Source organism: Sphingobacterium sp. UBA1897 (assembly GCF_002337775.1).
Taxonomy (GTDB): domain Bacteria; phylum Bacteroidota; class Bacteroidia; order Sphingobacteriales; family Sphingobacteriaceae; genus Sphingobacterium; species Sphingobacterium siyangense.
In genome coordinates, this window is record NZ_DDGR01000007.1 from 323,850 (window position 1) to 344,187 (window position 20,338).

A 20,338-nucleotide genomic window follows, 5' to 3' on the forward strand; every position below is an offset into this window, starting at 1 on the left:
TACCAATGAGTCAGTGGAAAGGACAATCGAAGGGTAGTGTCTTAGGATATCGAATCTTTGTATTCTGTATTCAAAAGCTAGGAATCCGTACAGCTTATCTGCTGCTGGTATTTGTAGCTTTTTATTATTTCCTGACTTCTTGGAGTAGCAACCGGTCGATCTATTATTACCTAAGATATCGACTAAAATATTCACTTCCTTCAACGCTCATTGGATTTTACCGGAGTTACTTTACTTTCGGTCAAATCCTGATCGATAAAACAGCCATAGCTGCGGGTATGCGCAACAGATTTAGCTATGAATTTGACGGTATTGCAATTTTAAAATCCGCCTTGGAGAAAAAAAATGGTGGTATCCTGTTATCAGCACATATCGGTAACTTTGAAATCGCCTCTTATTTCCTGGAGGACATCAATATTGAGAATCAGATTAATCTAGTTATTTCGGACCGCGAACATCAAGCCATCAAATCATACTTGGCAAAAGTATCGCGTAAATCGACCGTAAAATTCATCGTTATCCAAGAAGACCTCTCCCACGTATTTGCCATCAATGAAGCACTTACAAACAATGAACTAATTGTCTTTACAGGTGATCGCTATCTAGATGGCACAAAAACTCTTTCAGCAGATTTACTGGGCAAAAACACACAATTTCCAGCTGGTCCATTTTTAATCGCTTCCAGGCTCAAGGTTCCTGTTATTTTTGTCTATGTCATGAAAGAACCTAAGCTCCACTATCATCTCTATGCACGCGAAGTGGAAGTGAAACACCGTGACGCTCAAGGCTTGCTACAAACCTATTGTCAGTCGCTAACCTATATGATCAAAAAATATCCAATGCAGTGGTTTAACTTCTACGATTTCTGGAAGGACTATTCCCAATAAACATCCACAGTTCTGTTTACATTATTTATCTGAAGAAACAAAAAAAACACAGCAGAGGTGCTGTACTAAAACCGATCAAAAGCAATTTTGCGCTACTTGAAACCTATGATTTTATCTTTTAATTAGTACCTTTGAAGGAACTTTTTTAGACAAATGACAGCTGCCCCATTTCCAATAGTCGATAACATATTTTTACAGAATTTATTACCTCATCGTGCTCCGATGGTTATGATTGACTGCCTCTACGATTTCACCGAAAAGACAGTGGCAGCAGGTTTAACTGTTCAAGAAGATAATATTTTTGTGGAAGATGGTATATTATTGGAAGCAGGTATTATTGAGCACATGGCGCAATCCATTGCTTTACATACTGGATACAGCTTTTATATCAAACAACAAACTGCACCTATAGGTTATCTCGGTACAATAAAAAGTATTTCAATAGATTCCTTCCCTCAGGTCGGAGAAAAATTGCTGACTAAAGCAACGATTCTACAAGAGTTTATGGGGGTTACACTCGTTTCCGTAGAAAGCTTTGTCGGAGATCGACAGATCGCTCAAGCTGAAATAAAAAGTGTAATAGCTTCTTCATGATTATGGCAAAAAATAAACGAACTGAACAAGTCAATCAAATTACTTGGACAAGCCCCTTACGTATACGTTTCAATGAAGTCGATTCGTTGGGGATAGTTTGGCATGGCCATTACATCAGTTATTTTGAAGATGGCCGAGAATCTTTCGGCATGGAACATGGACTGACCTATCTAGATATTCATGGCCATGGTTATACAACACCGATCGTGAAGAGTACCTGCGAACATAAGCTCCCATTAAAATATGGTGACAATGCACGTATTGAAACATCCCTATTGGATACCAAAGCAGCAAAGATTATTTATCGTTACCGCATCCTAAATGACAACAATCAGGTTGTCTGCCTAGGTGAAACGATCCAGGTATTTTTAGATTCTTCAGGAAACTTACAATTGTATACTCCGGACTTTTTTCAGCAATGGAAAAATCGGCTTGATTTTGTCAGCAAATGAAAAAGGTATATTTAGGCCCATACAATTGTATATCCCCCATAGGTAATAATCTGGCAGACACCTGGAATGCCCTTGTTCGCGGCAAATCAGGAATCAAGTTGACCGACTATGCTGAATTGCATGGAGACGTTTACGCCGCTATTGTTGAAGAAGAACAATTGGATCAGCATTTAAACAAATTGCTGCAGGACACACAGCTCCCCTTCGATGCGGCATTCTCAAAACTAGAAAAGCTCATGATAGCCGCATTAGTACCTCTTGTCAAAGCAGTTGTTATTACACAAGAGACTGAATTAATCGTCTCAACAACCAAGGGCAATATCGCGCAATGCGCAGGCGGAGCAAACGATATTGTTGCTGCAAGCCTTCCCGTACTGGCTCAAAAAATAGCCGTTTTTTTTGGTTTTAAACGGCCTCCGATAATCATTAGCAATGCCTGTGTATCGGGTCTGCAGGCCATCTCGACCGCTAAACGACTTATACAGATGGATTATTGTAAAGATGCCATTATCGTTGCTGGAGACCTGGTCAGTGAATTTGTCGTTTCAGGATTTAAGTCTTTTCAGGCCCTAAGTAACACGGTATGTAGACCCTATGACGAGTTTAGACAGGGCTTAAATCTCGGCGAAGCAGCGGCAGCAATTCATGTCACCGGCCAAAAATTAACAGATCAAGAATTCTTTATCGCCGGCGAAGCTTCAATCAACGACGCAAATCACATTTCAGGACCATCACGTACAGGCGAAGGACTGAGACTTAGCATCGCATCTGCATTGGCCGAAGCCAAATTAGAACCAAAATCTGTTGATTTTATTTGTGCACATGGAACAGCAACAATTTACAACGATGAAATGGAAGCTGTGGCCATACATCATTCCGGATTAGCCACTAAACCGATCAATAGCTTAAAAGGGTACTTCGGTCATACCTTGGGAACCGCTGGACTCCTCGAGAGTATTATTTCTTTGGAATGCTTACGAAATAATTTACTACTCCCCAGTTTAGGCTATCAAAAACAAGGCACTTCATTACCTCTAGCGGTTGTCACTGAGCTATTGGAACAACCCCAACCTCTTATTCGCTGCTTAAAAACAGCATCGGGATTTGCTGGCACAAATACAGCCATATTATTTGAAAGGGAGTTACGATAAGCATGGAACAACACTATCAAATCAGCAGGCATTGCCGCATCGATACACAGGGCGTATATGTTAATGGTGAACAGATTTCAGCAGCAATATCCTCAGATTTTGCAACTTTTTCAAAAGCATTTTACTATTCACTAGAAACGACTTACCCGAAGTTTTTCAAGATGGATAACCTCAGCAAATTAGCTTGGCTAGGAGCTGAATTGCTATTGAAAGAGGAAAAAACAAAGAATATCGGCATTGTCTTATCGAATAGGCACAGTAGCCTTGATACCGACTTAAAGCACCTTAATACGATCGCAGACAAGGAGCAGTACTATCCCAGTCCTGCTATATTTGTATATACCCTGCCCAATGTCTGTATGGGTGAAATTGCGATTAGGCATAACCTGCAAACGGAAAATATCTTTTTTGTTTCAGCGCAGTTCGACAGTCAACTTGCAGTAAATTACTGCAATTACCTCTTAAATTCCAGTAGAGTGGAAAAGGTACTATGCGGTTGGGTCGATTATATGGAAGGAAACTATAAATTGGTTTTGTATCTTGTGGAAAAAACAGGCATTGTAGCACATAATTTAAATGTCGTAAGACAACTAACACAATAAAGAATGGAAGAGTTGAAATCGGAATTAAAAACGAAAATCATTGAAGCCTTAAATTTAGAAGAAGTCACTGTAGATGAAATTGAAGATCAGGCACCATTATTTGGAGATGGTCTAGGACTAGACTCTATTGATGCATTGGAGCTGACTGTTTTATTGGATAAGGATTATGGTATTAAAGTTACTGACCCAAAAATCGGAAAGACTATTTTTCAATCCATTGAAACATTGGCAACCTATATTTCAGAAAATAGAACGAAATAAAACATGAAAAATACTATTGCGGTTACTGGAATGGGTATGATTACCGCCATTGGAAATGATGTCGCGCAAAACTATCATTCTTTGCTCCAGAAACAGCATGGTATCAAACCGCTTCAACATATCTCGGGAAAACATCAACATCACACGCTTGTTGGTGAAGTGTCGTTAACGAACGAAGCATTAATTGAAAAATTAGGTACTGAGGTACCCGGCTATTGTTCCCGAACCAGCCTACTTGCCGCAATTGCTGCAAAAGAAGCCATGTCTCAGGCTGGTATTACAGCAGCAGCTGATATGCCAATTGTTCTGGGAACTTCGGTTGCGGGAATGGATATTTTTGAACAACATTTCCCGCATTTACAACAGAACGACACACTCATACAACGCCGGGATGTTGGGGATTCAAGTGCCTTATTGGCCAAAATATTGGGCAGCAATGGTTATGTGACGGCTATTAGTACAGCATGTTCCTCGGCGGCTAATGCCATTGGCTTTGGGGCTCGACTTTTGCGCTCGGGACGCGCAGATCGCGTTTTAGTGGGCGGATCGGATGCCCTGTCAAAATTTACAATCAATGGCTTTGACAGTTTAATGCTCCTGTCCGACCAACTTAATCGCCCCTTTGACAGCAATAGAAAGGGGTTAAACTTAGGTGAAGGTGCAGGTTTTTTAGTGCTTGAATCTACAAGATCCTTAAAAAACACAAAGAAACCCATATTAGGTTACCTGAACGCTTTTAGCAACGCTAATGATGCTTTTCATCAAACCTCAACTTCAGATAACGGTGAAGGTGCTTATCTCGCTATGCAAGAGGCTCTAAAAATGGCAGAGTTGATACCGAGCGAAATTGATTATATCAATGCGCACGGAACGGCGACCGAAAATAATGATCGAACAGAAGCAACAGCGATACAGCGATTATTTAACGATACGATACCGCCCTTTAGTTCAACCAAATCATATACTGGACACACATTGGGAGCTTCAGCCGGTATTGAGGCAATATATGCTCTACTCGCCATTCAGCATCAACTGGCCTTTGCTAATTTAAGATTTGAAAATACCATGGAACAGCCTGCGTTGCCGCCGCTCGCTGAACACCAACGTATTGACATCCGGCATGTACTCAGCAATTCCTTTGGATTTGGCGGTAATTGTTCAAGCTTAATTTTTTCGCATGCATAAAGTATATATTAATGCCGCAAGCATATGCGTTAACAACCTTAGCCTACCAAATAGTCGAGAAAATTGGATCAAGGTTGATCTGCCTAAAATAGACAGTAAGATCCTATCGCCCAACAGTGCAAGGCGAATGTCCAAAGCTGTAAAAATGGGAATTATATGTGCTATGGAAACACTGCAACAGATTGATCGCAGTGAGCTGGACGGTATCCTCGTTGGAAGTGGAAAAGGCTGTCTAATAGACTCCGATAAATTCTTACAGTCCATTGTTGTTCAACAAGAAGAGTTTTTATCACCGACTGCATTTATCCAGTCGACGCACAATACCGTTGCCGGTCAAATTGCCCTTTTAATCAAAAATACGGGTTATAATATGACCTATTCACAGGGCCGTATATCATTTGAATCGACCGTATTTGATGCCTACCTACAACTTGCGCTGAACGAACGGAAAACTTTATTGGTCGGTGCCGTTGACGAGCTTTCAGACATCAGTATCGACATCAGCGAGAGCATAGCCAATACAACAGATCAACCGACAACAACAGGAATCCCGCGGACAGAAGGTGCCGGTTTCTTTATTTTCTCCAATCAAAAGAATCAACATACCCTTGGTGAATTGGTTGACATGGTAATTTATCATCCAACAGAAGAGCTCCGACCAGAAACCCAACTAGCTGCATTTCTTAAAAAAAACAAGCTATCTGCCGAGCAGCTTGACTTGGTTATTTATGGTTCGGCAAAGCCGGAAACCCCATCGGAAATGGAAGCTGAGGCCTTCAACGACTTAGCTAAAATAAACTATCAATCGCAGATAGGATACTTTGACACAGATGTTGTGTTTGCATTCGATTTCGCTTTAAAGCAATTGAATAATCAAACCTTTCGATCGATGGAGAGTCCAACTGGAAATAAGACCAGTGCTTTTCAACATGTACTGATTTGTAATTTTGGAGACCAAAACAGTTTAATGCTGTTATCGAGATGCTAAATTTTAAAAACACAACATACGTGAGTCTTGCCCTTTTTCTGATGACGGTATTCATCTGGAAAAACGATCAACTGTATTCTCCTTTGATTATTGTGCTGATTATGTATGTTGGAATAGTTTCCTGGGGAGCATTTGATCTCCGTCTAAATTTCTTTATGCAATCGACAACAAGCGTAAGAAAAAATGTGCGGCAAGTTGCGATCACTTTTGATGACGGCCCTACACCTTATACCTTGGAAATACTAGACTTACTGGATCAATATCAAGCAAAAGCCAGTTTTTTTTGTATTGGCACACAGGTCGTCAAGTATCCCATGATAGCGAAGCAAATTATTGAAAGGGGCCATGTAATTGCCAATCATAGCATGAATCATCCCAATAAGATGGGGTTTCTGCCAAGCAGACAAGTTGTTGAAGAGATAAATGAAGCTAATCATGCCATTGAAACGGCAACAGGAAAAAAAGTATTGCTTTACAGGCCTCCATTTGGTGTCAGCAATCCACATATTGCAAAAGCATTGCACGATTGCAAGTTGAAATCCATTGGTTGGAACATCCGCTCCTTGGATACTTTAAATCTAACTGAAGATCAGATTTTTGCACGCATTGCAAAAAAACTAAGTCCCGGCAGTATCATTCTTTTACATGATACATCCGAGAAAACAGTACATATCGTTAAAAGTTTATTAATGGCATTAAAGGTTAACAAATTAGAAGCCGTAAATTTGGAAGATTTCTTAAATCAAAAAGTATATGAAAACTAAGCTCATTCTACTCCTTGTTTCTATATTTCACATTGCGCTGACCAAAGCACAAGAAACAGCGATGTCAAGCGCTGAAATAACTAGTTTTAAACAAACCGTCGTAGCGGAAGCACAAAAAATAAAAACCTTAAAAACAGATTTTGTCCAATATAAGCACTTGGATTTTCTTTCTAAAGAGATTACGTCCAGTGGATCCATGTTATTGAAAAACCCAAACAAGCTGCTTTGGAAATACAATACACCGATCCAATATGGTATTCTTTTTAAAGACAATAAAGTATTGGTAAATGATCAAGGTAAAAAAAATAAGGTCGACCTTGGCAACAATAAAAAGTTCGAGAAAATCAATAAAATGATTATTGGCAGCATCAGTGGAGATCTCTTTGCTGCCGATGACTTTACGATCACCTTTCACAAAAATCGAAATCAACGCATAGCGAAGCTTTCACCTAAAACAAAAGAGCTATCGGCTTATATTCAAACGATCGTATTGTATTTTAATGATCAACAATCTACAGTTTCGGAAGTCCAGTTGATAGAACCGTCTAAAGATTATACAAAAATAGTTTTCAAAAACAAGCAGATCAACCAACCAATCAGCGATGCGTTATTCAGTTTTTAGTCTGTTACTTTTAGTTCTTCTGACAGGATGTAAGGTTTACTACCCAAATGGTAAACAAAACTATGGTGCAATCGACACTCTCGTTCAAAACCCCTATTTTGCCAGGTTAAATGAAGAGCGCTTATATCGGGCCACAATTCGCTTTTATGGAAAAGAGATGACAGGAATGTTTGTCGCCAAAAGAATCAGTCAGGACGATCATCGGATTGTACTTACCTCTGATCTGGGGAATACCTTATTTGATATAACGATTTCCAAAGACCAACATCTGGTTAATTATGTCATGCAAGATCTCGACAGAAAGATAATCCTCCACACCTTAGTGAGGGATTTCAGAGCTTTAACACAAACAACTTATAGAGCTGACTATCAAAATTTAATAGCCAATCAATTTTTAAGTATCTATAACGGCAAACGATATTTTCTTAAGATAGATGACCAAGGAACCTTAACCAAAATCGAAATGGCATCCAAGTACAAAAGAGCTTTTGAAATTCAATTCAAACCAGATTCTTTGGGGAAACTTGACAGCTTTAATATAAAACATCGTGGTATCAAGCTAAAAATGGATTTTGTAAATATTCCATTTTAAGCGACATGATACATAAGGCTAGATATAAAAAATAAACAAAGCCGTATTTCCGCTATAGTAAGTTCTTCAATTACTTTTATTATGCTCCGCTATTATATTGCATATAAAAGGTAATTTATCTAAGTTTGAAACATGGTTTTAGCAGACTTTTATACGATACACAATAGTCAGGTGCGTGAAGATGGAAAATATTTGATGGAGATAGGTATTCATCCCGATCATCCGATTTTTAACGGGCATTTTCCAGGGCGACCAGTAACACCAGGTGTATGTATGTTACAGATCATAAAAAATATAACCGAAGATTTACTGCAGACAAAACTCCGTATGCGGTCTGCCAAAAACATTCGTTTTTATGCCATTATAGATCCTTCCGTTCATTCCATGCTGACATTGGAATTGGCGGTTCAAGAAACCGAAACCATACAGATCAAGGCCAATTGTTCTTTCGATGATACCCTTGCACTTAAAATGGAACTCAATTTTTGCCGCACTTATCCTGTTGTATAACCATGATCAATTCGCCAAGCTTCAGCCAATCTATTATTCCTACAGCTGTATGTGTACTCATACCCACCTACAACAATGCTAAAACGCTAAAAAGAGTTTTAGATGGGGTTTTGGCCTATACCACACAGGTTATTGTAGTCAATGATGGTTCGACGGATGCAACAGCAGAGATTTTAGCAAATTACCCTTCCATTACAGTGCTGCACCTGGAAAAGAATTCAGGTAAGGGCAAAGCTTTACGAATAGGGTTTGATACGGCAAGAAAACAGGGATTTCAGTATGCAATCACCATCGATTCGGATGGGCAACATTTTCCCGATGACATTCCAACTTTTATAGACGCACTCAACCAAAGTGACGGAAATATTTTATTGATTGGTGAGCGCCAAATGGGCCAAGCCGGCATACCCAAAAAAAGCAGTTTCGGTAATAAGTTTTCCAATTTTTGGTTTTGGTTTGAAACAGGGATAAAACTTGCTGACACGCAATCAGGATACAGACTCTACCCTCTTGATCGCATACCTAAAAAACTATATACCAACAAATTCGAACTAGAAATTGAAGTAATTGTACGCTCAGCATGGAAAGACATTGTCGTGAAGAATGTACCGATTAAGATACTTTACGATCCGACAGAGCGAGTTTCGCATTTTAGACCATTTAAGGACTTCACACGAATTAGCATCCTTAACACCTTCTTAGTTTTGATTAGTCTACTCTACATATTTCCAAGAAACGCTTTTCGAAGTTTCAAAAAAAAAAGCTTTAAGGATTTTCTAAAAGAAGATATTCTGGGAACGCACGATTCGAATTTTATTAAATCCATTTCGATTGCATTGGGTGTGTTTATTGGGATTGCCCCTTTATGGGGATTTCAGTCTTTTTTATCAATTTTTCTCGCCTCTGTCTTTAGGCTTAATAAAGGTCTTTGTTTTGCCTTTTCAAATGTCAGTATCCCCCCTATGATCCCATTGATTATTTGGGGATCGATACAAACAGGAAAGTTATTTATATCCAGTGCCAAACCTTTGTTGGATTATAGCCAAATAGATTTTCAAGCTATATCCGAACATTTTTTACAATATGTACTGGGTAGTCTCGCTTTGGCTTTAGTGACCGCAGTCCTATTTGGACTTTCCTCCTTTACACTATTGCGGTTTAATCAACGACGTTAATATGCAGCATTATTTTTATCAGCTTTATCTATTTTTCAAGAAGAAACCTTATATCGCCTGGTTAGTTGCCCTGCTCTTTTTGGTCGCAACAGGATATTTCGCACTAAAACTAAAATTTGAAGAAGATATTACGCGGATCATACCTCAAAATGAACGGACAAATGAGGTTGCCAAAATATTGACCCAACTTAAGTTTTCGGACAAAATAAGCGTCATTATTGAACGGAAAAAAGATGCTTCAATTGACGATATGGTTGAAATGGCTAATTCCTTTTCCGATAGCATCGTATCGCTTGCCCCCTACTATCATAGTATACAAGGGCAAATTAGTGATGCGGAAATGGAAAGTACCATGCAGTTTGTATACCAGCATTTGCCGACATTATTGGACGAGAACGATTACAAAACCATAGCAAGCCACCTGCCAAGTGATAGCATAGCGCAGGTAGTTGAAGCCAATTATGCTGCATTAATTTCGCCTACGAGTATCGTTGCAAAATCTTTTATACAACGAGATCCCCTAGGGATTGGCTTTATGGCGCTTAAAAAATTCCAAAAGCTCAGTATTGCCGGCGATTTTCAACTTTACAATGGCTATATTATTACAAAAGACTCAAGCAAGCTGTTATTGTTTATTAATCCCAAATATTCAGGCTCGGAAACAGAACATAATGCGATTTTCGTCGACAGGCTTGACAACATGAAAAGTGCGTTAAACAAGGTCTACCTAAAAAAAACCAAACTAAGCTACTTCGGATCATCTTTGGTTGCTGTCGCCAATGCAAAGCAAATCAAAACAGATATCCAAACGACCATCCTTATCTCGATGAGTTTATTGATGCTTATTTTGATTCTTTTTTACAAGAAAGTGCAAATTCCGGTCATCATCTTTATTCCCTCGCTTTTTGGGGCTTTACTAGCACTCGCATTTCTTTACTTTCTGCGGGGTACAATATCTGCTATTTCAATCTCCATTGCTGCAGTATTAATTGGCATTACCATAGACTATGCGCTGCATATCATGACGCATTTCAAGCAAACTCAGGATATCAAACACCTCTATAAAGAAATCACTAAGCCAATCTTGATGAGTGCGGGCACTACAGCGGTATCTTTTCTTTGTCTGCTCTTCGTCAATTCGGAGGCCTTAAAAGATTTGGGAATATTTGCGTTCATTGCCATCCTGTTCTCGGGAATATTCTCTTTGATTCTTATCCCGCATATCTATAAACCGAATATAAAAACCTCGGATGATAAAAACCATCTCATCGATCGGATTTCCGCATTCAGTTTTGAACGGAATAAACCCTTACAAATATTCAGCTACCTATTGTTAATAGTGAGCTTGTTTACTTTTTGGAAAGTCGGGTTCAATAAAGATTTATCTGCACTAAATTTCTTCCCAAAAGAACTGCAAGAAGCCGAATACAAACTTGAAAATTCAGCACAACAACAAAATAAGTCGCTATTTCTGATAAACTATGGTAACAATATCGACCAGGTTCTTTCGGCTAATTCTTTATTGTATAGTAGATTACAACAAGATACAGGTATGATCGCTATCAATTCCATTGGTGAAATTGTTCTATCGAAAAAGGATCAGGAGGCGAAAATTGCCCAGTGGAATTCCTTTTGGACAGATGTCCGTAAAACGGAAATCCGCGAGAATCTTATCCGTTCTAGCGCTGTTTTTGGTTTCAAACCAACTGCTTATCAAGCTTTCTTCTCCCTTTTGGATCAAAAATTTTCGACCGTCAGATGGGATGATTATCAGAAACTCAACAATGGAATATTGAGCGAGTATATCAGTTCCAAAGATGGCTTTTTCACCGCAAATACCATTGTAAAAACGGCAGAAGGAAACCGGGAAAAATTGATGAAGCAGTTCAATAATGGCAGTACCGTTGTCATTGATCGCAAAGAAATGAATGAAACCTTTTTGGGACAGCTGGTCAATGACTTCAACACCTTGGTCAATTATAGCTTTGTAGCCATATTTGTTATTCTTTGGTTGTCATTTCGCCGCATCGAGCTGACATTGATCAGCATGGTACCTATTGTGTTAACAGGTTTGGTTACGGGGGGCCTCATGGGCCTGTTTCACCTCGAATTTAATATTTTCAGTACCATTGTCTGCACACTTGTATTCAGTCACGGTGTAGACTTTGCCATATTTATGACCGCAGCCCTGCAAAAAGAATACAGTACCGGCAAAGATGAAATGCCTATGTACCGTACGTCTATTCTACTCGCCGTATTAACGACAATTTTAGCCATCGGTGCCTTAATTTTCGCTAAACACCCGGCATTAAGGTCCATTTCAGCAGTTTCCCTACTCGGTGTTACAGCGGCGGTTTTAAACACTTTTGTCCTTTATCCGCTCGTTTTTAGGTTTGTATTTCGCCGCAGGCCTTCCCAAGGCTTATCTCCGCTTAGTTTGCGTCTGCGCTTGATTTCAGCGTTTTCGTTCAGCTATTATATCATCGGAAGTATGCTTTCAGGCCTTCTCTTTAGTTTGGTCTCTAATAGAGCTTGGATGACACGCGTAATGTCTCGTTTTGGAGACTCTGTATTGAAGTCCAACCCTTTTGTCAAGAAACAGCAATTCAACCCGCACGACGAAGACTTCAAAAAACCCGCGATTATTATAGCCAATCACAATTCGCTATTAGATACACTTCTTATTGGGCGTTTATTGCCAAAGTGCGTATTTGTTACGAACGAATGGGTCTACAAATCACCGATCTTTGGCCGTGTGGTTAGGCGTGCAGGTTTTTTAATGCTCGACGACGATTTAGAAAAATCGAAAAACATCTTAAAGCAACGTATCGATGCAGGGTATTCGATTGCTATTTTTCCAGAAGGAACGCGATCGGCAACAAATGATGTACAACGATTTCACAAAGGCGCATTCTATATTGCCGAACAGCTGCAGCTGGATATACTCCCTATTTATATACACGGTGCTGCCGACGTTTGTCCAAAAGGAGATTTTGTCATTTATGATGGAACACTCAGTACAGTCATAGGCGAAAGAATTCGACCTACCGACCAACAGTTTGGGGATAATTATTCTGCACGCTGTAAAACGATCAGTCGTTTATTCAAAGAACAGTTCGCTGAAATCAGAAAGCAATTTGAGGGTCCGACTTACTTTAGAGAAAAAATAAGCTTAAACTATCGGTATAAAGAAACGGAAATCGAAAAATTAAGCCTAAATGATTTTGACCTTCATCAGGAGTCTTATGCAACCTGGAATAATTTCATTGCAGCAAATGCAAAAATTTTGCATATTGGAAACGATTTTGGTCATATTGATTTTTTGTTGACCATGCAACAGGCACAGCGACATATAGAAAGCTATATCCGTGATCCTGAAAAACGTGCTATTGCGGGCAATACGTATCTAAAGCATAAACGTAAATTGACTTATCTAAATCAGCCGACCGAAACCACATTACGTTTCGATGTACTGATCTGGGGCAGCAACGATGAAAAGGTTGAAATCAGCGATTCGATACATACTATTGTATGTTATGATTTCCTAGAAAAGCCACATTACATTGGTTTTGAAGAAGTATTTAAAGATCAATACAGTTGCGTATTAAAAAGAAGAACAAATGGATAAAGTCTACGATAGCGTCATCATTGGTTCAGGGCTAGGAGGCCTTGTTACCGCAGTTCTCCTTGCTAAATTTGGACGCAAAGTATGTGTCATTGAAAAAAACAATCAATATGGTGGCAATCTGCAGACTTTTGTGCGAGACAAAGAAATCTTAGACACAGGGGTACATTACATTGGCGGTTTGGGTGAAGGTGAAAACCTGTATAAATATTTTGAGTATCTGGGGATTATGAAGGATCTATCGATCCAACGCATGGGAATCGATGAATATGATCGAATTTCATTTGATGGAAATCCGATCAATTATCCACATGCACAAGGATATGAAAATTTTGTACAACAATTGCTTCATTACTTTCCTGAAGAAAAGCAGGCCTTAACCGTATATTGTGAGAAGATACAGGACATCTGTAATTCATTTCCTATGTATAATCTCCGCAAAAGTTTTGGGTTCAATGAGGCTGTACTCGGTATTTCATTGAAGTCTTTTTTAGACGATTTGACCGATAACGAACTCCTTAAGGCTGTACTCGTCGGTTCGAACTTCCTTTATGTTGCAAAAGCAGAAAGTACCCCACTCTATGTACATGCGCTTACCATAAACTCCTATATTCAGTCCGCTTGGCGTTGTGTAAACGGCGGTAGCCAAATTGCCAAGTTATTGATCCGCCAATTGCGTAAATATGGTGGTGACATCATCAAAAATAAAGAAGTCATTGCTGTAGAAATGGACGATCAGCTGATCAAAGCAGTACGCACCGATGACCAGCAGCTGATTTATGCAAAGGAGTTTGTTTCGAATATCAATCTCCGGCATACCTTTGCCATGCTGCCTGAAAGATTTCAAAAGCAAGCTTATGTCAAGCGTATACAAGGCTTACCGTTGAGCCCTTCGGTTTTTTCCGTTTACATCGTTTGTAAAGAAGGTTATATCCCCTATCAAAATTATAATATTTACCATTATAAAAACATCGCTTCCGTTTGGTATAATCAGGAGCAATCTCCCTTAGTCATTTCCATGAGCTGTAACAGCGAAAATCAACGCTACTGTAGCACGATGACCGTGATGTGTTATATGACTGCGGACGAAGTGCAACAGTGGAATGAGACTTTCAATCGGTCCATTATCCAGCAGTTAAGTAGCCGTGGTGAAGAGTATGAAGCCTTTAAAGCTGCGAAGGCTGCAGAAATTATCGAAGAACTCCAACACTTGTTTCCGAATATTAAAGCTGCCGCTCAATCTGTTCACACGTCCAGTCCATTAAGCTACCGTGATTTTATCGGGGCCGAGGAAGGTAATATGTACGGCTATTTAAAAGAATACAAGCATCCGTTGAATAGCTTAATTTCCACGAAGACAAAAGTTAAGAACTTGTTTCTGACAGGCCAAAATGTCAAGATGCACGGTGTATTGGGGGTTACAATTACAGCCTTCTCCTGTTGCTTAATGATGCTTGGAAAAGAATTTGAAGATGATCTATTTAAAGAGAATGATGAAAAAGTATTGGTTGGCGATTTGGATAGCATCACTATTTAGCTCTTGTGCGCTAAATGGCGCCCTGAAAGAAAAAGCTAAATTCGAACAGCAGGCGATTCCGACATTAAGGTTGGCCGACTCTATGGACAATTATCTCAGCATAGACAGTAACTTCTTATTTCATAACGCACAAGGTTTATGGGAACTCTACGTCAGCGGTAACCCGATGGAACTTGGATTAAAAACGGGTATACTGACACAATCGCTTTATGCCTACCAAGAAAAGGCTTTCTTTTCTAAAATTCAAGAGTTTATCCCTTCTCAGCGCAAGCAGAAATGGATGATGAAATTGACTAAAGTCTATAATCGAAACATCCATAAATATATCCCGATAGCGTATAGAAAAGAGATTTTTGGATTGTCACGGTATGCTTCTCCCCGCTACGACTCCCTTATGGATCCCTATCAGCGGAATCTTTTTCTTCATGGGGCCCATGACTTGGGTCATGCTTTCCAGGACCTCGCTTTGGTTGGCTGTTCTTCCTTAGCGGCATGGGGACCAAAGTCTGCGGATGGCGAGCTTATTATCGGGCGAAATTTTGACTTTTATGCGGGCGACGATTTTAGTCACAACAAATTAATCACTATTGTGAAACCCGATTCTGGTTATTCATTTCTTTCCGTGGGTTGGGCAGGCATGATTGGTGTCGTCTCCGGCATGAACAGTGCTGGTCTGACAGTTACACTCAATGCAGGAAAATCGTCTATTCCCTGGGCTGCAAAAACGCCTATATCTATTGTTGCCCGAGAAATACTCCAATATGCTCGAAATTTTAAGGAAGCCATCGCCATTGCAAAAAAACATCCTATTTTTATTTCAGAATCACTTATGATCGGTTCTGCAGATGAAGACCGTGCCATCTTAATTGAGATGTCGCCACATAAATTTGCTGTTTTTGAATCAGACAATGCAAATTACCTGCTATGCACAAATCATTTTCAGAGCAGTACCTATCAATCCGATAAGCGCAATCAAAAACAGATTGAAGAAAGCCACAGTGTTTATCGACACCAACTGCTGACAGAGCAGTTGCAACAGCAGGATAAGCTTACAGCCCCTAAAGTTGCGGCTATACTAAGAGATCGCAATGGATTAAAAAATAAGGAAATAGGCTATGGCAATGAAAAGGCCTTAAATCAGCTCTTGGCTCATCATGGCGTCATTTTCCAACCAAAAAAACGCCTTGTATGGATCTCAGCCAACCCCTATCAGCTTGGGGAATTTGTCTGTTATGACTTAAATAAAATCTTCGACAACAAGGCACATCAGCCAGCGTCTACATTGGCCAATACAGCATTGAATATTCCCCAAGATACATTTTTGAATAGTAAAGCCTACCGCGATTATGAGGATTACCGTAAACGAGATCGAATAATAGACCACAAACTGAAGTCTGACCAAGAAATTACTGAATCGGAATGGCAGGAATATCAAAAGCTCAATCCCCTGTTTTGGGCAGTCTATTACAAGAGAGGAACGTATTATTTTGAGCAAAAGCGCTATGAAGAAGCACTAAAGCAATTGCAACAGGCCGACTCCTGCGAAGTGACCACTTTGGTTGACCGCAAAAACATTGCTTCATATATTCATAAAATTGAGAAGAAAGGAGATAATCGATGATCCCAACGATAGAACAAGCCAGTCTTGAAGAAATAACCCATTATCAAGATGAAAAGCTAAGATATGTTTTAAACTATTTGAATACACATTCAACTTACTACAAACGTCTTTTTCAACGTGAAGGAGTTGACTTACAACGCATCCGCGGTGTTCAGGATCTCCCCCTTCTGCCGACGACTTCCAAAGAACAGCTGCAGCAGTTTAACTGGGATTTTCTGTGCGTCCCCGAAGAGGAGATTGTCGACTTCTCCACAACTTCCGGTACACTGGGGACACCTGTTGTATTTGGATTAACAGACGCGGACCTGGAGCGTCTCGCTTATAATGAGATGATTTCCTTCCAACGGGTAGGTATTAAAAAAGGCGACCGGGTACAAATTATGACGACCCTAGATCGTCGTTTTATGGCGGGATTAGCTTACTTTCTTGGACTCCGTAAAATTGGAGCCGGAATACTTCGTATTGGGGCTGGCATACCTCAAATGCAATGGGATTCAATCCAGCAGTTTAAACCCAAATTTCTTGTTGTCGTCCCCTCCTTCCTACTCAAAATGATTGCTTATGCCGAAGAACATAACATCGACTACAACAGCAGCTCTGTAAAGGTCGCCATTTGTATCGGTGAAAATCTTAGAACTGCGGACCTGCAGGACAACCAACTGGCAAAACGAATTCAGGAAAAATGGAATATTGCCCTCTACTCCACTTATGCTTCCACCGAAATGAGCTCAGCATTCACAGAATGTGAAGCTTTTGCCGGTGGTCACCAACATCCAGCATTAATCATTACCGAAATATTGGACGATAATGACCATCCTGTATCCGATGGTCAACTGGGAGAATTAGTTGTCACAACCTTAGGAATAGAGGCTATGCCCCTTTTGCGCTATAAAACTGGCGATATGGTCAGACGACATGCTGGCCCTTGCACATGTGGTCGGAACTCCTATAGAATAGGCCCTGTTGAAGGCCGAAAACAGCAGATGATTAAGTATAAGGGTACGACGCTGTTTCCTCCGGCTATGTTTGATGTATTGGCCAGCTACACCGCAATTGAACATTATCAGATCGAGATCTCCAGCACTGCAGTCGGTACAGACGACATTCGGATTTTAATATCCTCCAAACAACAAAACAGCGCATTATTAAAAGAAATCAAAGATAGTTTTCAGGCGAAACTGCGCGTAATTCCCAATGTGGAGTTCGAACGCGAAGAAATTTTGATCAGCCGGATTTATAATCCGCTCAGCAGAAAACCCATTTATCTGGTGGATAAAAGGGAATAGTAAGTAGCTCACAATACTATCAACCAGATGCTATGCATTCATATACAAATCATTAGCCCACGTATAAAAAAATAGGGAATTAGCGAATGTTAAACATAAAAATGCTGTCGACAAAAGGCATTAAAAATAGTCTGCTAAAAGATTGAATTTTATCGCAAAGATTATTTGTAAGATCTAGAAAATAGTATATCTTTGCGACAGGTCCCCGTAGTTCAATGGATAGAATTTCAGATTCCGGTTCTGACGATATGAGTTCGAATCTCGTCGGGGACACATTTAAAAATAAACCCCACTTTAAATTAATTTAAAGTGGGGTTTATTTTTAAATTTCACTTCACAACGCCTAAAATGCCAACTAACCTATATAGCTTGCCCAGAAAAATTACAATATGAGCAGACTCAATTCTTTGATCAAAAACTTTCAAACTAAAAGCGCTCAGGATTTATTAAATTATTCTTTAAAAATTCGTCAATAACATCGACGCACTTATTCACCCAAGGATGGAAAAGCCAGAAAGGGTGAACCTGTACATCAAATGTATACACTTGATGTGCCGTCCCCCAACGCTTTAGCATACCGACCAATTCATCTTGTCCGGCATGGAATCTAGGAAGACCGCTATTTATGAATAACATCGGAATTTTCTGTTCCTCTCTGGCCCAAAATATAGGCGAAGCCTCCTTCCATATTAACGGTTTTTCGGCAAAGGTTCCTCCAAGCCAGAAGGCATCAGGAGAATCGGGCTTTCGTTCTAAATTGAGTGAAAGCGGAGCCATGAAATCCACCACTCCATCCAAATTAATAATAGCCTGAATCTGCGTACTGTGTTTAGACTCAAGAAATGATTCAAATTCGGGCACATTACCTGTCAATCCAACCAGACTCGCTAGGTGACCTCCTGCGGAACTTCCCGCCACCACGATACGGCTACTGTCTATATCATACTGATCGGCATGATTTTTAAGCCACAAAATTGCCGATTTGATATTGAGTAAGGCATTGGGATATTTTGCCTCCAAAGATAATTGATACTCCACTGGAATGCAGACATACCCTTTTCTCGCCAGCAACTGTGCCATGGGTACATCCATTTCCTTCTGCCCAGAACGCCATCCACCACCATGGATCCATATCACTGCCGCATGTTTTCGCTGGTCATTTGGCCGGATAACATCGAGATGTAGATCCCGAGGGCCAAAATCGGTTCGAGCTAGATGTGCATATACCAGATTACGTACGACCTTTAGATCTCCTCCTAGGCTGTCCATAGCCGGTCGTGCATGGGGATAGCTTTTCTTGATCTGCCGCCATACACGCATCGTATTATAAGTCGTATCTTTCGGAATGTCTCGATTCTGGGCCCACACCGAATCGCAAAACATAAACAATAATAATGTACTCCAGAAAAGAGCCTGTGAGCGATATTTATTTTTCCATTTCATCGAGCATTTCTTTAACTTTCCAATCCTCCATTACTTTTTCGAGTTTATAAACATCCCGTTTATCTTCCGGTAACTGATGTGACCAAGTCACTCGCTTTGAGAGTTCCGATGCCCCTGCTCCCTTAGATCCCAACTCGGCGTAAAATACGGTCTTATCCTTATCTGGAAATAATACATCTCCCTTCCATTCATTCCAGCCTTCAGGAATAATATGAGCTCCTAGGTTACAATCTACCAGAACCGTATTTGCATAAGGACGCCATGGCCTGCCAAGAAATACTTTATCGACAGACTCATCTGCAGCTACAAAATCACATTGGTCGAAAACGTAACCATAAAATTGCCCCTGCGGCGTAGAAGCTGCTGTGACATACGAATTCCGCAAAGAAATCAGTCGGCAACTCTTAAAGAATGCAATGCCTGGCCCGAAGATAAAATCCGTCGTGCCGCTGATACTGCAATCAGAAAAATAGCTTCTTGCACCGCTTTTACCCAGATACAAGGTGTCCTGAAATCCCAAAAGACGGCAATTAACCAGTGCTATCTGATCCCCTTCTAGATGAAGTGCTACGGCCTGCCCTACTGGTCCGGCTGCATTTTCGATAGTTATATCCTTGATAATCACCCTATTTGCACGTACCAATAGCGTATAACTACTAAAAGTCCCAAGCTTCGGCTGCCCTGTCTCATCCGGACAATCAACCAACTTACCTGCATAATCATCAAAAATAATCTTGGTATTGGCAGCATCCTCACCAACAAGCTGGACATTTTCGACATAAGTTGGGATAACTATTTTCTCGTGATAAATTCCCTTCCTGATCCAAATCCGAACCGCATGTTCTGCACGAAAAGCACGAACGGAATTCACGGCTGCCTGTATACTTGTGAAATCACCTTTTCCGTGTTGGTCTACAGTGATCACTTCAAGGCTGGCCGCTCGCAATCCCGATCCTAACAATGACAGGCTAACAACTAGATAAACTGCCACCAAGATCTTAATTAATTTTATCCGTCTCATAAATCAGAAAATAATTGCATTA

At 40.2% G+C, this 20,338-nt stretch carries 19 protein-coding genes and 1 tRNA gene; 18 read left to right on the forward strand and 2 right to left on the reverse strand.

The annotated features are described in order from the left end of the window. Positions 1 to 5 precede the first annotated feature (5 nt). The 18 genes from B4N43_RS06705 (at position 6) to B4N43_RS06790 (ending at position 18,125) form a co-directional block, all read left to right on the forward strand. Entirely contained in the window at positions 6 to 887 is an 882-nt protein-coding gene (locus tag B4N43_RS06705; protein ID WP_088161037.1) for a lipid A biosynthesis acyltransferase, read from the forward strand. 153 nt (positions 888 to 1,040) lie between these two features. Continuing rightward, complete coding sequence (locus tag B4N43_RS06710; protein WP_075991969.1) at positions 1,041 to 1,481, forward strand: hypothetical protein; 441 nt, start codon at positions 1,041 to 1,043, stop codon at positions 1,479 to 1,481. 2 nt (positions 1,482 to 1,483) lie between these two features. Beyond that, positions 1,484 to 1,933: an acyl-CoA thioesterase gene (locus B4N43_RS06715; protein WP_083663564.1), complete on the forward strand. Its 450-nt coding sequence runs from the start codon at positions 1,484 to 1,486 to the stop codon at positions 1,931 to 1,933. Further along, positions 1,930 to 3,084: a beta-ketoacyl synthase N-terminal-like domain-containing protein gene (locus tag B4N43_RS06720; RefSeq protein ID WP_286733681.1), complete on the forward strand. Its 1,155-nt coding sequence runs from the start codon at positions 1,930 to 1,932 to the stop codon at positions 3,082 to 3,084. The genes B4N43_RS06715 and B4N43_RS06720 overlap by 4 nt, the downstream gene beginning before the upstream one ends. Before the next feature lie 2 nt (positions 3,085 to 3,086). Next, the gene (locus B4N43_RS06725; RefSeq protein ID WP_145328533.1) at positions 3,087 to 3,686 is read left to right on the forward strand and encodes a 3-oxoacyl-ACP synthase; all 600 of its coding nucleotides are present in this window, start codon (positions 3,087 to 3,089) and stop codon (positions 3,684 to 3,686) included. A gap of 3 nt (positions 3,687 to 3,689) precedes the next feature. After that, complete coding sequence (locus B4N43_RS06730) at positions 3,690 to 3,947, forward strand: phosphopantetheine-binding protein (RefSeq protein WP_075991965.1); 258 nt, start codon at positions 3,690 to 3,692, stop codon at positions 3,945 to 3,947. 3 nt (positions 3,948 to 3,950) lie between these two features. Beyond that, complete coding sequence (locus tag B4N43_RS06735; RefSeq protein WP_286733686.1) at positions 3,951 to 5,132, forward strand: beta-ketoacyl-[acyl-carrier-protein] synthase family protein; 1,182 nt, start codon at positions 3,951 to 3,953, stop codon at positions 5,130 to 5,132. Further along, a complete protein-coding gene (locus tag B4N43_RS06740; RefSeq protein ID WP_286733687.1) occupies positions 5,125 to 6,120 on the forward strand; it encodes a beta-ketoacyl synthase chain length factor in 996 nt (331 codons plus the stop codon). The genes B4N43_RS06735 and B4N43_RS06740 overlap by 8 nt, the downstream gene beginning before the upstream one ends. After that, complete coding sequence (locus B4N43_RS06745) at positions 6,114 to 6,884, forward strand: polysaccharide deacetylase family protein (RefSeq protein ID WP_286733691.1); 771 nt, start codon at positions 6,114 to 6,116, stop codon at positions 6,882 to 6,884. Before B4N43_RS06740 ends, B4N43_RS06745 begins: the two co-directional genes overlap by 7 nt. Then, complete coding sequence (locus B4N43_RS06750) at positions 6,874 to 7,506, forward strand: LolA family protein (RefSeq protein WP_286733693.1); 633 nt, start codon at positions 6,874 to 6,876, stop codon at positions 7,504 to 7,506. The genes B4N43_RS06745 and B4N43_RS06750 overlap by 11 nt, the downstream gene beginning before the upstream one ends. After that, positions 7,487 to 8,098 carry a hypothetical protein gene (locus tag B4N43_RS06755; RefSeq protein WP_145328541.1) on the forward strand — a complete coding sequence of 204 codons (612 nt, stop codon included), beginning with the start codon at positions 7,487 to 7,489 and terminating at the stop codon, positions 8,096 to 8,098. The genes B4N43_RS06750 and B4N43_RS06755 overlap by 20 nt, the downstream gene beginning before the upstream one ends. Positions 8,099 to 8,230: 132 nt before the next feature. Next, the gene (locus B4N43_RS06760) at positions 8,231 to 8,608 is read left to right on the forward strand and encodes a 3-hydroxyacyl-ACP dehydratase (RefSeq protein WP_145328542.1); all 378 of its coding nucleotides are present in this window, start codon (positions 8,231 to 8,233) and stop codon (positions 8,606 to 8,608) included. Positions 8,609 to 8,610: 2 nt separating this feature from the next. Next, on the forward strand, positions 8,611 to 9,783 hold the full coding sequence (locus tag B4N43_RS06765) for a DUF2062 domain-containing protein (RefSeq protein WP_088161026.1): 1,173 nt from the start codon (positions 8,611 to 8,613) through the stop codon (positions 9,781 to 9,783). A 1-nt stretch (position 9,784) separates the two neighbouring features. After that, entirely contained in the window at positions 9,785 to 13,411 is a 3,627-nt protein-coding gene (locus B4N43_RS06770; RefSeq protein ID WP_286733696.1) for a 1-acyl-sn-glycerol-3-phosphate acyltransferase, read from the forward strand. Next, on the forward strand, positions 13,404 to 14,945 hold the full coding sequence (locus B4N43_RS06775; protein WP_286733698.1) for a phytoene desaturase family protein: 1,542 nt from the start codon (positions 13,404 to 13,406) through the stop codon (positions 14,943 to 14,945). The genes B4N43_RS06770 and B4N43_RS06775 overlap by 8 nt, the downstream gene beginning before the upstream one ends. Next, positions 14,899 to 16,566: a C45 family autoproteolytic acyltransferase/hydolase gene (locus tag B4N43_RS06780; RefSeq protein ID WP_286733700.1), complete on the forward strand. Its 1,668-nt coding sequence runs from the start codon at positions 14,899 to 14,901 to the stop codon at positions 16,564 to 16,566. Before B4N43_RS06775 ends, B4N43_RS06780 begins: the two co-directional genes overlap by 47 nt. After that, complete coding sequence (locus B4N43_RS06785) at positions 16,563 to 17,852, forward strand: phenylacetate--CoA ligase family protein (RefSeq protein ID WP_286733703.1); 1,290 nt, start codon at positions 16,563 to 16,565, stop codon at positions 17,850 to 17,852. Before B4N43_RS06780 ends, B4N43_RS06785 begins: the two co-directional genes overlap by 4 nt. A gap of 201 nt (positions 17,853 to 18,053) precedes the next feature. Next, positions 18,054 to 18,125 (forward strand) — tRNA-Arg (locus B4N43_RS06790). Positions 18,126 to 18,278: 153 nt separating this feature from the next. On the opposite strand, the gene B4N43_RS06795 is transcribed toward B4N43_RS06790, so the two are convergent. Both B4N43_RS06795 and B4N43_RS06800 read right to left on the reverse strand, forming a co-directional pair. Continuing rightward, complete coding sequence (locus tag B4N43_RS06795; RefSeq protein WP_088161021.1) at positions 18,279 to 19,295, reverse strand: alpha/beta hydrolase; 1,017 nt, start codon at positions 19,293 to 19,295, stop codon at positions 18,279 to 18,281. Continuing rightward, a complete protein-coding gene (locus B4N43_RS06800; RefSeq protein WP_286733706.1) occupies positions 19,279 to 20,316 on the reverse strand; it encodes a pectinesterase family protein in 1,038 nt (345 codons plus the stop codon). The genes B4N43_RS06795 and B4N43_RS06800 overlap by 17 nt, the downstream gene beginning before the upstream one ends. Positions 20,317 to 20,338: the final 22 nt, after the last annotated feature.

What these genes read in the sequence shown, in the direction of transcription:
- B4N43_RS06705 (WP_088161037.1), top strand. Translation starts at nt 6, where the DNA reads ATGAGTCAGTGGAAAGGACAATCGAAGGGTAGTGTCTTAGGATATCGA.
- B4N43_RS06710 (WP_075991969.1), top strand. Translation starts at nt 1,041, where the DNA reads ATGACAGCTGCCCCATTTCCAATAGTCGATAACATATTTTTACAGAAT.
- B4N43_RS06715 (WP_083663564.1), top strand. Translation starts at nt 1,484, where the DNA reads ATGGCAAAAAATAAACGAACTGAACAAGTCAATCAAATTACTTGGACA.
- B4N43_RS06720 (WP_286733681.1), top strand. Translation starts at nt 1,930, where the DNA reads ATGAAAAAGGTATATTTAGGCCCATACAATTGTATATCCCCCATAGGT.
- B4N43_RS06725 (WP_145328533.1), top strand. Translation starts at nt 3,087, where the DNA reads ATGGAACAACACTATCAAATCAGCAGGCATTGCCGCATCGATACACAG.
- B4N43_RS06730 (WP_075991965.1), top strand. Translation starts at nt 3,690, where the DNA reads ATGGAAGAGTTGAAATCGGAATTAAAAACGAAAATCATTGAAGCCTTA.
- B4N43_RS06735 (WP_286733686.1), top strand. Translation starts at nt 3,951, where the DNA reads ATGAAAAATACTATTGCGGTTACTGGAATGGGTATGATTACCGCCATT.
- B4N43_RS06740 (WP_286733687.1), top strand. Translation starts at nt 5,125, where the DNA reads ATGCATAAAGTATATATTAATGCCGCAAGCATATGCGTTAACAACCTT.
- B4N43_RS06745 (WP_286733691.1), top strand. Translation starts at nt 6,114, where the DNA reads ATGCTAAATTTTAAAAACACAACATACGTGAGTCTTGCCCTTTTTCTG.
- B4N43_RS06750 (WP_286733693.1), top strand. Translation starts at nt 6,874, where the DNA reads ATGAAAACTAAGCTCATTCTACTCCTTGTTTCTATATTTCACATTGCG.
- B4N43_RS06755 (WP_145328541.1), top strand. Translation starts at nt 7,487, where the DNA reads ATGCGTTATTCAGTTTTTAGTCTGTTACTTTTAGTTCTTCTGACAGGA.
- B4N43_RS06760 (WP_145328542.1), top strand. Translation starts at nt 8,231, where the DNA reads ATGGTTTTAGCAGACTTTTATACGATACACAATAGTCAGGTGCGTGAA.
- B4N43_RS06765 (WP_088161026.1), top strand. Translation starts at nt 8,611, where the DNA reads ATGATCAATTCGCCAAGCTTCAGCCAATCTATTATTCCTACAGCTGTA.
- B4N43_RS06770 (WP_286733696.1), top strand. Translation starts at nt 9,785, where the DNA reads ATGCAGCATTATTTTTATCAGCTTTATCTATTTTTCAAGAAGAAACCT.
- B4N43_RS06775 (WP_286733698.1), top strand. Translation starts at nt 13,404, where the DNA reads ATGGATAAAGTCTACGATAGCGTCATCATTGGTTCAGGGCTAGGAGGC.
- B4N43_RS06780 (WP_286733700.1), top strand. Translation starts at nt 14,899, where the DNA reads ATGATGAAAAAGTATTGGTTGGCGATTTGGATAGCATCACTATTTAGC.
- B4N43_RS06785 (WP_286733703.1), top strand. Translation starts at nt 16,563, where the DNA reads ATGATCCCAACGATAGAACAAGCCAGTCTTGAAGAAATAACCCATTAT.
- B4N43_RS06795 (WP_088161021.1), bottom strand. Translation starts at nt 19,295, where the DNA reads ATGAAATGGAAAAATAAATATCGCTCACAGGCTCTTTTCTGGAGTACA.
- B4N43_RS06800 (WP_286733706.1), bottom strand. Translation starts at nt 20,316, where the DNA reads ATGAGACGGATAAAATTAATTAAGATCTTGGTGGCAGTTTATCTAGTT.